At 64.0% G+C, this 13,405-nt stretch carries 11 protein-coding genes; 3 read left to right on the top strand and 8 right to left on the bottom strand.

Features of this window, described 5'->3' with window-relative positions; translation table 11 throughout:
• Both MOV75_RS10730 and MOV75_RS10725 read left to right on the top strand, forming a co-directional pair.
• On the top strand, positions 1 to 439 hold a 439-nt coding region (locus MOV75_RS10730; protein WP_247005644.1), incomplete at its 5' end, for a thermonuclease family protein.
• A gap of 100 nt (positions 440 to 539) precedes the next feature.
• On the top strand, positions 540 to 1,727 hold the full coding sequence (locus MOV75_RS10725; RefSeq protein ID WP_246924288.1) for an alanine--glyoxylate aminotransferase family protein: 1,188 nt from the start codon (positions 540 to 542) through the stop codon (positions 1,725 to 1,727).
• Between the two features lie 80 nt (positions 1,728 to 1,807).
• On the opposite strand, the gene MOV75_RS10720 is transcribed toward MOV75_RS10725, so the two are convergent.
• Positions 1,808 to 2,923, bottom strand: coding sequence for a hypothetical protein (locus MOV75_RS10720; protein ID WP_246924283.1), 1,116 nt, complete (start codon positions 2,921 to 2,923; stop codon positions 1,808 to 1,810).
• Positions 2,923 to 4,359 (bottom strand): MBOAT family protein, encoded by a 1,437-nt coding sequence (locus MOV75_RS10715; RefSeq protein WP_247005642.1) that lies wholly within the window; start codon positions 4,357 to 4,359, stop codon positions 2,923 to 2,925. The genes MOV75_RS10720 and MOV75_RS10715 overlap by 1 nt, the downstream gene beginning before the upstream one ends.
• A 251-nt stretch (positions 4,360 to 4,610) precedes the next feature.
• Here MOV75_RS10715 and MOV75_RS10710 point away from each other — a divergent pair, with 251 nt between their 5' ends.
• Entirely contained in the window at positions 4,611 to 6,716 is a 2,106-nt protein-coding gene (locus MOV75_RS10710; RefSeq protein ID WP_246924295.1) for a S9 family peptidase, read from the top strand.
• A gap of 127 nt (positions 6,717 to 6,843) precedes the next feature.
• Here MOV75_RS10710 and MOV75_RS10705 read toward each other — a convergent pair whose 3' ends face one another.
• The 6 genes from MOV75_RS10705 to MOV75_RS10680 all read right to left on the bottom strand — a co-directional run bounded on the left by MOV75_RS10705 (position 6,844) and on the right by MOV75_RS10680 (position 13,221).
• Positions 6,844 to 7,935 (bottom strand): SMP-30/gluconolactonase/LRE family protein, encoded by a 1,092-nt coding sequence (locus MOV75_RS10705; protein WP_246924275.1) that lies wholly within the window; start codon positions 7,933 to 7,935, stop codon positions 6,844 to 6,846.
• A gap of 74 nt (positions 7,936 to 8,009) precedes the next feature.
• Entirely contained in the window at positions 8,010 to 8,729 is a 720-nt protein-coding gene (locus tag MOV75_RS10700) for a ribonuclease activity regulator RraA (RefSeq protein ID WP_246924271.1), read from the bottom strand.
• A gap of 104 nt (positions 8,730 to 8,833) precedes the next feature.
• On the bottom strand, positions 8,834 to 10,573 hold the full coding sequence (araD, locus tag MOV75_RS10695) for an L-arabinonate dehydratase (protein ID WP_246924266.1): 1,740 nt from the start codon (positions 10,571 to 10,573) through the stop codon (positions 8,834 to 8,836).
• Positions 10,570 to 11,430, bottom strand: a complete 861-nt coding sequence (locus tag MOV75_RS10690) for an ABC transporter permease (RefSeq protein ID WP_246924262.1) — start codon at positions 11,428 to 11,430, stop codon at positions 10,570 to 10,572. Before MOV75_RS10690 ends, araD begins: the two co-directional genes overlap by 4 nt.
• A gap of 10 nt (positions 11,431 to 11,440) precedes the next feature.
• On the bottom strand, positions 11,441 to 12,202 hold the full coding sequence (locus MOV75_RS10685; RefSeq protein ID WP_246924259.1) for an ABC transporter ATP-binding protein: 762 nt from the start codon (positions 12,200 to 12,202) through the stop codon (positions 11,441 to 11,443).
• Positions 12,202 to 13,221, bottom strand: coding sequence for an ABC transporter substrate-binding protein (locus tag MOV75_RS10680; RefSeq protein ID WP_246924254.1), 1,020 nt, complete (start codon positions 13,219 to 13,221; stop codon positions 12,202 to 12,204). Before MOV75_RS10680 ends, MOV75_RS10685 begins: the two co-directional genes overlap by 1 nt.
• Between the last annotated feature and the right edge of the window lie 184 nt (positions 13,222 to 13,405).

Here is a 13,405-nt window from a genome sequence, read left to right as displayed (position 1 = left end):
CGTGGCGCGCTGCGAGGTCGGCGGCGAGGACATCCAGAAATGGCTGGTGCGAAGCGGCTGGGCGCTGGCCTACACCCGCATCTCCAAGGACTACGAGCCCGACGAGGCCGCCGCGCGTGAGGCAAAAGCCGGGATGTGGCAGGGCGCCTTCATCGCGCCCTGGGACTGGCGCGTCCGCAACAAGAAGACCACCATCCTCGGCGCGACCAAGCCACCCGACGGCGCGCATGCGGTGCTGCTGGCCTCGGCCTCGGGGCCGGTCGCGCCCTCCCCGGATTGCACCATCAAGGGCAACGTCAACAGCGCCGGCGAGTGCATCTTTCACCAGCCGACCAGCCGCTGGTACACCCAGATCAAGATGAAGATCAGCAAGGGTACCCGCTGGTTCTGCTCGGTCGAGGAGGCGGAAGCCGCCGGCTGCCGCGAGACCAAACGATAACCCAGACCTGCGTTTTCCGTGCTTTTCCTGAGCGCCTCCAACGCGTAGAAACATAAATCATCAACCTTCCACCGTCTCCACGACACAAGGATTGACAGCAATGACCGTTCGCGCGGGCCGGGAGTTTCTGGCCATCCCCGGGCCCACCAACATGCCCGACGAGGTGCTGCGGGCGATGCACCGTCCGGCGATCGACATCTATTCCAAGCAGATGCTCGATCTGACCGAGAGCCTGCTCGCGGATATTTCGAAGCTGTTTGCGACCAAAGGCAAATCCTACATCTACATTGCCAACGGTCATGGCGCCTGGGAAGCGGCGCTCAGCAACGTGCTGTCGCGTGGCGACAAGGTGCTGGTGCTGGAGAGCGGCCGCTTCGCGATTGGCTGGGGCAATGCGGCAGCGCTGATGGGCGCCGAGGTCGAGGTGCTCAAGGGCGACTGGCGCCGCGCGGTGCGGCCGCACGAGGTCGAGGAGCGCCTGCGCCGCGACAAGGAGCACACCATCAAGGCCGTCGTCGTCGTCCAGGTCGACACGGCGTCAGGCGTGCAGAACGACATTGAGGCGATCGGCAAGGCGATCAAGGCGGCCGGCCATCCCGCGCTGTACATGGTCGACACCGTGGCTTCGCTCGGCTGCATGCCGTTCGAGATGGACAAATGGGGCATCGATGTCGCGATGTCCGGCTCGCAGAAAGGCCTGATGACGCCGCCCGGCCTCGGCTTCGTCGCCGCCAATGCGCGTGCGCTCGAGGTGCACAAGAAGGCGAACATGTCGACGCCCTATTGGAGCTGGAGCGAACGCGAGGGCACGGAGAATTATCGCAAATATGCCGGCACCGCGCCGGTGCATCTGTTGTTCGCGCTGCGCCAGGCGATCGACCTCTTGCACGAGGAAGGCCTGGAGAACGCCTTCCGCCGCCACAGCCTGCTCGGCGAAGCTGCGCGCCGCGCCGTTGCCGCATGGTCGGAAGGCCAGGTGCTCGGCTTCAACGTCGCGGAAGCCAGCGAGCGCTCCAACACCGTGACCACGGTGACGATGAGCAACGGCCACGACCCCGCGGTGCTGCAACGCTATTGCAAGGACAAATGCGGCGTCGTGCTCGGCACCGGCATCGGCGATCTCTCGGGCCAAGCCTTCCGCATTGCCCATATGGGCCACGTCAATGCGCCGATGCTGCTCGGCACGCTCGGGGTGATCGAGATCGGGCTCAACGCGCTGAAGATCCCGCACGGCAAGGGCGGACTTGAGGCGGCGGTCGCGTATCTCGGGGAAGAGGTGGCGGCGTAGGCCTCGGCTGTCGTAGCCCGGGTGAGCGAAGCGACACCCGGGATCTTGCGAGCCCCCGCATATCGCTTCGCTCATGCGGGCTACGGCAGCGCCTGTCGCGGCACCCGATACGCCTCGACCTGGGCCGTCAGCTCATCCAGCGATGCGGTCGGCGCGTTCGGATCGACCCGATATTCCCCGTTCGCCAGCCACTGCAGCACCATCGCATCCACCACCGGCGAGTGGTGGATGACATCACCGTAATTGTTGAGGTCGTGCGTTACTTCCTTGATCGCGCGGAAATCGTACAGACGCACGTTGGGAAGCTGCGTCAGGCGCCTGGCGATGTGCGCCGTGAGATCGGTGACGATCTTCAGCGTCGCAGGCGAGGCATCGCGCATCGCGACGAATTGCAGGATCGAATAAGGCGGGAAATAGATGTCGAAGGTCACGTCGGGATGGCGCGTGATCAGGCCGACGGCATCGCGCTCGAAGTGACTGACCATGGCGTCATAGCCGTAGCCTTCACCGAGAAAGCGGCTGCGCGTGGGAGCGGTGATGTAGGTAAAGGCCGCGAGCGTCCGCTTGGCGTTGTAGCCGTTCGCGACGTCGAAATCCCTGGCCAACGCATAGATGTCGTCGACATCGGAAAGCGCAAACTTGATGGGGAGATAAGGCGCCGCCCGCGTCAGCGGCGCTCGCAGCGGCGGAACCGAGCGCAGCAATGCGAACAGGGATTCCTTCGCCATCGCGGCGCTGAACAGATAGGACGCGATCCCCTTGGCTGTCCCCCGATAGAGATCGATGGACAGATAGGGATCGGTCTCGATGTCGGTGGCATCGACGAAGATGAAATCGTCCATCGCCCAGATCACGCGCCGGGCGCCGCGGTCGATCGCCTGCTCCAGCACGAAAGCCTGCTGGCGGGAATTGGAGCCGGTCATCGCCAGCTTGAGCGAGTGCACGCGAAGCGCGCGATCGATGTCGCTCTGGCGGAAATGGATCGCGAGCGAGGTGCCCATGAAAGCGGTGTCGAACGAATGGCTGCGGATCAGTCCGGCATTCTGGACGCGCGTGTCGTCGGAATAGAAAGCAGCAAGACGCGAGGGGCGGAACAGTTGCAAGGGATCGACGACGTAGGTGAGCAAAGCCGCGCCCAGCACGCAAGCGATGCTGGCGAGCAGAAGACGCCTCAGCTGTGTGAACGTGCCCTGCATCAGAAGCGGAAATAGATGAATTCGCTGTGGCTCTGGATGCCGAGCAGTCCGAATGCGAGCACCAGCGACGCCGCATAGAGGACCAGCGGCCGCATGCGCCCTGCCCGCAAGGCCTCGCCGACCCTGCGGTTGCCGTGGTCATATCCCATGAGCTCTTGCGTGTTCGGCGCCAGCCACACCAGCGCAGCATAGATGGAGACCAGCACCAGCGCCGCGATCTCCTCGCGGCCGAACACGATATTCGAGGGATCAGCCATGGCATGGAGAACCCGCAGCGCCCACGCAACGCTCTCGGCGCGGAAGAACACCCAGGCGACGACCACGGCCAGGAAGGTCAGCGCTGCTCCGGCGATGCGGACCGGGCGCGCGAGAACAGATGGAATGGCCGGCACCAGCGCATTGAAGGCGTGATTGACACAGAGATAGGCGCCGTGCAGCGCACCCCAAACGACAAAAGTCCAGGCCGCGCCGTGCCAGAGCCCGCCGAGCAGCATCGTGATCATCAAATTGACATAGCGCAGCACGCGGCCGCGCCTGTTACCCCCGAGCGAGATATAGAGATAATCGCGCAGGAATTGCGACAGCGTCATGTGCCAGCGGCGCCAGAACTCGACGATGCTCGTGGCCTTGTAGGGCGAGTTGAAGTTGACGGGCAGGAAGATGCCGAACATCAGCGATATCCCGATCGCCATGTCGGAATAGCCGGAGAAGTCGAAATAGAGCTGGAACGTGTAGGCGAGCGCCCCCAGCCAGGCCTGATCGAAGCTCGGCGAGCGCGCCTCGAAGGCGAGCGCGACCAGCGGCTGGATGCCGTCGGCAAGGCAGGTCTTCTTGAACAGGCCGATGGCGAAGATGATGACGCCGCACAGGATCAAATGCGCGTCCGGATGCTTGGCGTCCTTCCGCTCGAATTGCGGGATCATGTCCTTGTGGTGGAGGATGGGTCCTGCGATCAGATGCGGAAAATAAGTCACGAACAGCGCGTAGTGCGGCAGCGCGTGAGCCGCGACCTGGCCGCGATATGCATCCACCAGAAATGCGATCTGGGTGAAGGTGTAGAAGGAGATGCCGACCGGCAGCAGGATGTGGACCGCGGCATGCGTGCCGAACAGCGCGTTGACGTTCTCGGTGACGAAGCCGGCATATTTGAAGATGCCGAGCACGATGAGATCGCCGGCGACGCCAAGCGCGAGCACCGCCTTTCGTTGCGACGGGCCGAGCTTCGCCACGATCAGGAGATGACCGACGCCGTAGTTGAAGGCGATCGACAGCAGCAACAGGGCCACGAACTGCCAGCTGCCGATGGCGTAGAAGGCGAGCGAGGCCAGCGCCAGCCAGATCACCGGCGTCAGATTGCTGCGCCGCCCGAGCCAGAAATAGCCGGCCAGCACGAGGGGCAGGAACAGCAGGATGAACGGATAGGAATTGAACAGCATCAGGCTGGACCGGCGGCGGGGACATGGTCCGTAAAGCATACACGGGGCCGGTCAACAACCCGGCGACTTGGCGCGGGCGCGCTGGCAATTCGGGGGACCTGTCGCCATATTATGGGCGACCCGCTGCCTTCGACGGCCGTCATTGCCGGGCTTGTTCCGGCAATCCATCGCTAAAGGATTCGTCTTTGATGGATGCGCGGGTCAAGCCCGCGCATGACGAGATGAGTTTCGGTGAGACGAATGAGGATCGAGTGACACAAGCCAAGACACCTTCCCAGCCCCCCGTCGCCCCGCGCCGGCCGCATTCCTTCACGCGGCACGGGATCAATGTGACCGACGACTATGCCTGGTTGAAGGACGCGAAATGGCAGGAGGTGCTGCGCGATCCCGCGGTGCTCGATCCCGACATCCGCAAATATCTCGACGAGGAGAACGTCTACACCGAGAGCCTGCTCGGCCACACCGCCGGCCTGCAGAAGACGCTGGTGCGGGAGATGCGCGGGCGCATCAAGGAGGACGATTCCAGCGTGCCCTCGCCTGACGGTCCCTTCGCCTATTTCCGCAGGTTTCGCGAGGGCGGACAGCACGAGCTGTTCGGCCGCATGCCGCGCGAGGGCGGCGACGGCGATATCGTGCTCGACGGCGACGCGCTCGCCAAGGACCACAAATATTTCAAATTCGGCGGTAGCCGGCACTCGCACGATCACAAGCTCCAGGCCTGGAGCGCCGACACCAAGGGCTCCGAATATTTTTCGATCCGCGTGCGCGACTGGGCCACGGGCAAGGATTTCGACGACCTCGTCGAGGAGACCGACGGCGGCGTCGTCTGGGCCGCGGATTGCAAGAGCTTCTTCTATGTGAAGCTCGACGACAACCACCGGCCGATGCAGGTGTGGCGGCACAGGCTCGGCACCAGGCAGGCCGACGACACGCTGGTTTATGAAGAGCAGGATGCCGGCTGGTTCACCCATCTGCACGAGAGCACCAGCGGCCGCTTCTGTGTGATCGCGGGCGGCGATCACGAGACAAGCGAGCAACGGCTGATCGACCTCGCCAATCCCGCGGCGCCCCCGCGCCTCGTCGCGGCGCGCGAGGAAGGCGTGCAATATTCGCTGGCCGATCGCGGCGATCAGCTCTTCATCCTCACCAATGCGGATGAGGCCATAGACTTCAAGATCGTCACCGCGCCGCTTTCTTCGCCCGAGCGCAAGAACTGGCGCGATCTGATCCCGTATCGTCCGGGCATCTACATCATCGACCTCGATCTCTATGCCGGCCATCTGGTGCGGCTGGAGCGCGCCAACGCGCTGCCGTCGATCGTGATCCGTGATCTCGCCTCGAGCGAGGAGCACGCCATCGCCTTCGACGAGGCGGCCTATTCGCTGGATACGATGGGCTCCTACGAATTCGAGACGACGAATTTGCGCTTCGCCTATTCGTCGATGACGACACCGTCGGAGGTCTATGATTACGACATGGTCAAGCGCACGCGCACCTTGCGCAAGCGCCAGGAGATCCCGTCCGGCCACAACGCCGCCGATTACGTCACGACGCGCATCATGGCGAAGGCGCATGACGGCGCCGAGGTGCCGGTGTCGATCCTCCATCGCCGCGGGCTGACGCTCGACGGCTCGGCGCCGCTGCTGCTGTACGGCTACGGCTCCTACGGCATGGCGATGCCGGCCTCCTTCAGCGCCAACCGCCTGTCGCTGGTCGACCGCGGTTTCGTCTACGCTGTCGCTCATATCCGCGGCGGCGCCGACAAGGGCTGGGGCTGGTATCTCGACGGCAAGCGCGAGAAGAAGACGAATTCGTTCGACGATTTCTCGGCCAGCGCGCAGGCGTTGATCGCTGCGAAATACACCAGCGCCAGGCGCATCGTCGGCCATGGCGGCTCGGCCGGCGGCATGCTGATGGGCGCGGTCGCCAACCGTGCCGGCGAGCTTTTCGCCGGCATCGTCGCAGAAGTGCCCTTCGTCGACGTGCTCAACACCATGCTCGACGACACGCTGCCGCTGACGCCGCCGGAATGGCCGGAATGGGGCAACCCGATCGAGAGCGAAAAGGATTTTCGAACGATCCTCTCCTACTCGCCCTACGACAATGTCGCCGCGAAGGAATATCCGGCGATCCTGGCGATGGGCGGGCTTACTGATCCGCGGGTCACTTACTGGGAGCCCGCCAAATGGATCGCACGCCTGCGCGCCACCATGAGCGGCGGCGGCCCGGTCCTCTTGCGTACCAACATGGGCGCCGGCCATGGCGGGGCGTCGGGGCGGTTCGATCGGCTGGATGAAGTCGCGATCGTGTACGCGTTTGCGCTGTGGGCTGCGGGAATGGCGGAGGCCGGGGTGTAGCGACAGCCGCAAACGCGTAGGGTGGGCAAAGCGAAGCGTGCCCACGGTCTCATGCCGTTTCGAACAGAAGGTGGGCACGGCGCAAATGCGCCTTTGCCCACCCTACGGCAGCCCGACTCGTGGCGACTCACACCGCGCCGTGCGCCTCGACATACAGCGCATACACCGAATGGCTGCTCGCCATATACAGCCTGTTGTTCTTGGGGCCGCCGAAGCAGAGATTGGCGCAGCGCTCGGGCAGCTTGATGAAGGCGAGCGGCTTGCCGTCCGCGTTGAACACCATCACGCCGTCGAGATCTTCGGACTTGGCCTTGAGCTGGAACACCTTGCGGCCGCCAATATCGGTGGGCTCGGATTGCAGCGCGCCGTTGGAGCCCCAGCCGCACCAGAGATTGCCGTCGCGGTCGACGCGGAAACCGTCGAGCGAACCCTGGTCGGCGGCGTCGATCAGCTTGGTCTTGCCGCTAAGCGAGCCATCGTCGCCGACATTGTAGCTCCAGATGCTGCGGTTGGGCGTGCCCTTCCACTCGACGACATAGAGCTTCTTCTCGTCCGGCGAGAAGGCGAGACCATTGGGATTGACGAGGTCGGTGAGGACCGCGCTGATCTTGCCGTCCTTGGCGATGCGATAGACGTTGGTGGTGGCCTGCTCGGCCTTTTCCTTCTTGCCCTCCCACTCGCCATTGATGCCGAACAGCGGATCGGTGAACCAGATACTGTCGTCGGACTTCACCACGATGTCGTTCGGCGCGTTCAGCCGCTTGCCCTCGAACTTGTCGGCGAGCACGGTGATCTTGCCGTCTTTCTCGGTGCGGGTGATGCGACGGGTGACGGAATGCTCGCAGGTGACGAGGCGGCCCTGGCGATCCCTGGCATTGCCGTTGGCGTAATTGGCATTGGCGCGGAACACGCTGGTCTGCCCGGTCTTCTCGTCGAACTTCATGATCCGGTTGTTGGGGATGTCGGAGAACAGCAAATAGCCGCCTTCGGGGAAATAAGCGGGGCCTTCGGCCCAGCGCATGCCTGAAGCGACTTGCTCGACCGTCGAGGAATAGAGCCGGTATTTTGCAAAGCTGGGATCAAGGATCTGGACGGCGGGATCGGGATAGCGCTGGTTGGGCGTGAACGGAAACGACTGCGCGCCGGCAGCGCGGGCAAGAAGCGTGGATGCCATTGCTGCGCCAGCGCCGGCCACGAGATTACGTCGCGTGAAATTCATAAAGGTCCTCCCTGCTTGATAAAAGGCCGGCACTTGATGGCCGGCCTGTGTCTTGACGTGATCTGCTCTCGGTCTTAGCGGCCGTTCTTCTTCCGCCATTCGGCAAAGTCGGTCAGCGTCTGCGGATCGGTCGCGGGATAGAGACCGAAGATGCCGCGACCCTTGCCGACTTCCTCGGTGACGAAGTCCTCGAATGCGGTCATCTCGAAGGTTTCGTTGGCGATCTCGTCGGCGAGATGCGCGGGGATCACGATGACGCCGTCGGCATCGCCAAGGATGACGTCGCCGGGAAACACCGGCGCGTCGCCGCAGCCGATCGGGACGTTGATCTCGATGGCCTGGTGCAGCGTGAGATTGGTGGGCGCCGAGGGGCGATGGTGATAGGCGGGGATGCCGAGCTTGGCGATCTCGGCGGAATCGCGGAAGCCGCCGTCGGTGACGACGCCGGCGACGCCGCGCTTCATCAGCCGCGTCACCAGGATCGCGCCTGCGGACGCCGCGCGCGCATCCTTTCGGCTATCCATCACCAGTACGGCGCCCGGCGGGCAATCTTCGACCGCCTTGCGCTGCGGGTGCGAGCGGTCTTTGAAGACCTCTATCGTGTTGAGATCCTCGCGCGCCGGCATGTAGCGCAGCGTGAAGGCCTCGCCGACCATGGTCGGCTGGTCGGCGCCCAGGGGGTGCACGTCCTGGATCATCTGGACGCGCAGGCCGCGCTTGAACAAAGCGGTGGCGACCGTGGCGGTGGAGACGGATTTGAGCTTGGTGCGGGTGGCTTCGCTGAGTTTGGTCATAGGTTGAGCTCTCTCGTTAGGTCGTCATTCCGGGGCGATGCGAAGCATCGAACCCGGAATCTCGAGGTTCCGGGTTCGCTGCGCGCCCCGGAACGACGGTGAAATCAATAAATCGAAGGCTCGCCGATCGGCGCGCCGAAATCGGTCTCGAGGAAGTCGAAGTCACAGCCGTCATTGGCCTGCTTGATGTGCTTGGTGAACATCCAGCCATAGCCGCGCTCGAAGCGGCGCTCGGGCTGCTTCCAGGCGGCACGGCGCTTGTCGAGCTCGGCTTCGCTCACGTCGAGATTGATGGTGCGGGCGGCGACATCGAGGGTGATGCGGTCGCCGTTCTGCACCAGGGCCAATGGGCCGCCGATGTAGGACTCGGGCGAAACGTGCAGGATGCAGGCGCCATAGCTGGTACCGCTCATGCGCGCGTCCGAGAGGCGCACCATGTCGCGCACGCCCTGCTTCACGAGCTTGGTCGGGATCGGCAGCATGCCCCATTCCGGCATGCCCGGCCCGCCCTGCGGCCCCGCATTGCGCAGGATCAGGATATGATCCTCGGTGACGTCGAGGTTGGGATCGTCGACCGCCTTCTTCATCGAGGGATAATCGTCGAACACCAGCGCCGGACCGGTGTGCTTGAGGAAGCGCGGCGCGCAGGCGGAGGGCTTGATGACGCAGCCGTCGGGCGCGAGATTGCCCTTGAGCACGGCGAGCGCGCCCTCCTTGTAGATGGGATTGTCAACGCCGCGGATCACGTCGGCATTGTGCACCTCGGCGCCCTCGATGTTCTCGCCCATCGTCTTGCCGGTGACGGTGATGCAATCGAGATGCAGATGCGGCTTGATCTGGCCCATCAGCGCCGGCAGGCCGCCGGCATAGAAGAAGTCCTCCATCAGATAGGCATCGCCGCTGGGACGGACGTTGGCGATCACGGGCACCTTGCGGCTCGCAATCTCGAAATCGTCGAGCCCGATGTCCTGGCCGGCGCGGCGAGCCTGCGCGATCAGGTGAATGATCGCGTTGGTCGAGCAGCCCATCGCCATCGCGACCGCAATGGCGTTCTCGAAGGCCTTGCGAGTCTGAATCGTCTTCGGCGTCAGATCCTCCCACACCATCTCGACGATGCGGCGGCCGCATTCGGAGGCCATGCGGATGTGGTTGGCGTCGGCGGCGGGAATTGAGGAGGCGCCCGGCAGCGTCATGCCGATCGCTTCGGCAATCGCAGTCATGGTCGAGGCGGTACCCATGGTCATGCAGGTGCCGTAGCTGCGGGCGATGCCGGCCTCGATGTCGAGCCAGTCCTTGTCGGAGATCTTTCCGGCGCGGCGCTCGTCCCAGTATTTCCATCCGTCGGAGCCGGAGCCGAGCGTCTTGCCTTTCCAATTGCCGCGCAGCATCGGGCCTGCCGGCAGATAGATCGCCGGGATGTTCATCGAGGTCGCACCCAGCAGCAGCGCCGGCGTGGTCTTGTCGCAACCGCCCATCAGCACCACGCCGTCGACGGGATGGCTGCGCAGCAATTCCTCGGCGTCCATCGCCAGCAGATTGCGATAGAGCATGGTGGTGGGCTTGAGCAGCGATTCCGACAGCGACAGCGCGGGCAGTTCGATCGGAAAGCCGCCGGCCATCAGAATGCCGCGCTTGACGTCGTCGACGCGCGACTTGAAGTGCATGTGGCAGGGCTGTGCGTCCGACCAGGTATTGAGGATCGCAATGATCGGGCGGTCCTTCCACTCCTCCGGAGCGTAGCCCATCTGCATGGTGCGGGAGCGGTGGCCGAACGAGCGCAGATCGTCGGGCGCGAACCAGCGCGCGCTGCGGAGCTGGTCGGGCGTGATTTTCTTCTTAGTCATGATTGGGTGCCCCATTTCTGCACGGTGTTCCGCTCGATGGCGCGGAAGATCAGGTTCTCGACAAAGAGCCCGATGATGATCACCGTCAAGAGGCCTGCGAAGACCGCAGGTATGTCGAGCAGATTGCGGTTCTCGAAGATGAACCAGCCGAGCCCACCCTGGCCCGAGGACACGCCGAACACCAGCTCGGCCGCGATCAGCGTACGCCAGGCAAAGGCCCAGCCAATCTTGAGACCGGTGAGGATGGAGCCGAAGGCGGCGGGGATTAATATTTTGGCCACATAAGGCAAGCCGCGCAGGCCGTAATTGCGGCCGACCATGCGCAGCGTGTTGGACACGCTCTTGAAGCCGGAATGGGTGTTGAGCGCGACCGGCCACAGCACCGAATGGATCAGCACGAACACGAGGCTGCCATTGCCGAGGCCAAACCAGATCAGCGCGAGCGGCAGCAGCGCGATCGCCGGCAACGGGTTGAACATCGCCGTCACGGTCTCGAGGAAGTCGGTGCCGATGCGGGTCGAGATGGCGAGAATCGTGAAGATCGCGGCCAGCGCGATGCCGGCCGAATAGCCCATGAACAGCACCTTCAGCGACGTCCAGGCGCGCATGGGAATGGTGCCGTCCTTGACGCGATCGAACAGCGTGATCGCGGTGTCGTGCAGCGTCGGGAACAGCAGCGGATTGTCGAGGGCGACGCCGTAGGCTTCCCAGATCGCCGCCAGGAACAGAATGATGACGGACTTGCGGACGAAGCCGTCGTTCCACAACAGCTCAACCACGCTGAGCTTGCGCTCGACCTCGCCAGCACCTGAAGCGGCGGCCGGCTCGGCTCGCAGCAATATCTTGGCTTCGCCCATCAGAGGCTCCTCAATGCGCGGTCAATTCTTGCGCGAACAGGAGATCGTGGATCTCCTTCTCGAGCCGGCCGGCGCTGCCGTCTTCGTTCGAGACCTTGTCGACGTCGACCACCTCGGCCTTGACGCGGCCGGGATGCGGCGACAGCAACAGGATGCGGTTGCCGATGCGGATCGCTTCCGCGATCGAATGGGTCACGAATAGCACCGTGAACTTGGTCTCGCTCCAGAGCTGGAGCAGCTCGTCCTGGCAGGTCCGGCGCGTCAGCGCGTCGAGCGCGGCGAACGGCTCGTCCATCAGCAGGATATCAGGCTCCATCGCCATGCCGCGCGCGATCGCGACGCGCTGCTTCATGCCGCCCGACAGCGTGTGCGGATAGGCGTCGACCACGCGCGTGAGACCAACCTTCTCGATATAGGCCCGCGCCTTCGCTTCCGCGTCCTTGCGCGACAGCTTTCGCGCGGTCAGCAGCGGGAACATCACGTTGGCGAGCACGCTCTTCCAGGGCAGGAGCTGGTCGAACTCCTGGAAGATCATCATGCGATCGGCGCCGGGACCGTGGATCTCGCGACCGCCGATCGTCATGCGGCCTTCGCTCGGGCTCATGTAGCCGCCGACGGCCTTGAGCAGGGTCGACTTGCCGCAGCCGGAGGGACCGAGCAGCACGAAGCGGTCGGACTTGTCGACGGTGAAGCTCACCCTCTCCGTGGCGGTGACGACGGCGCTGGAGGTCTTGTAGCGCAGCGTCACGCCGCTGACGTCGAGCAGAGTCATCAGTTGCCCTTCAGATCGTGGGCGACGGGCAGATAATAATCGGTCCACGCCTTGGGCTGGTTCTTCAGCGTGCCGGTCTTGAACAGATGTGCCGCGAACTTCATCGTGCCCTGCGGCTCGAGATTCCACTCCATCATGCCGGGCTCCTTGAGGAGATCGAGCAGCTCCTCGACCGAGGTCTTGTCGCCGGTGATCTCCTTGTAGATCTCGACCGCCTGCTTGGTGTCGCTACGAATAAGATCCTGCGCTTCCTTGGTGGCGTCGCGCACGGCCTGGATGATCTTTGGATTGGCTTCGGCAAACTTCGTCGTGGTGAAGAACTGGGCCTGGCTGAGCGGTCCGCCCATCACGTCCGGCGATGACAGCACGATATGCGCGCCCGGTACGTTCTTCAGCTCCAGGAAGGTGAAGGGCGGGATCGAGAAGTGGCTGTGCACCTCGTGCTTGGGGTTGGACAGCGCCGCATAGGCGTCGGGATGGCCGAGCTGCACGGTGTTGGCATCGAGCTTCGACCATTGGTCAGCGCCGAACGCCTCGGCAGCTGCGATCTGGAGCACGATCGCCTGGGTCGAGACTTTCACGGTCGGCACCGCGATCTTGTCGGAGGGGCCGAAGTCCTTGATCGACTTGATGTTGGCGTCGCGGCTGATCAGCGTCATCGGCTGCGCCGAGGTCGCGACGATGCCCTTCACGCCGCCGCGGGTGCGATCCCACAGCAGAAGGAGGTTGCCGGTGCCGGTGTTGAGGATGTCGACGCCGCCCGCGAGCAGCGCGTCGGTCTGCGCGCCGCCGCCGGAGAAGGTGATCCATTTGGTGGTGACGCCGGCGACGCCGAGGGAAGCTGCATGCTTCTCGATCAGCTTCAGCTTCTCCATGATATGGCTCGGCATGTAGAAAATGCCGGGCTGGCGCGACAGCGCGATCTCGGATTTCTGCTGGGCGTGCGCGGCATTTGCCGCCAGGACGGTTGCGGCGATCAGGACGGCAGCCGCAAGCTTGCTGCGAAGATGCGTGATCATTGTTGTGTGTTTCCTCCGGTCATCGTCGAGCTGCGTTGACGCTACTGATGCACTAATATATTAGTGCATCAAAGGCAAGCCCGCAGGACCCGCGATGGAATCACCCCACCCCGCGCCGCGCGCGGCAGCACGACCGGCCGCCCGGCTCGACCGCGGCCGCCAAGCCGCACCGCAGGTATTCGAG

It is taken from the genome of Bradyrhizobium sp. PRIMUS42 (assembly GCF_023006515.1).
Lineage (GTDB): Bacteria > Pseudomonadota > Alphaproteobacteria > Rhizobiales > Xanthobacteraceae > Bradyrhizobium.
This window is presented reverse-complemented; position numbering and strand designations above follow the sequence as displayed.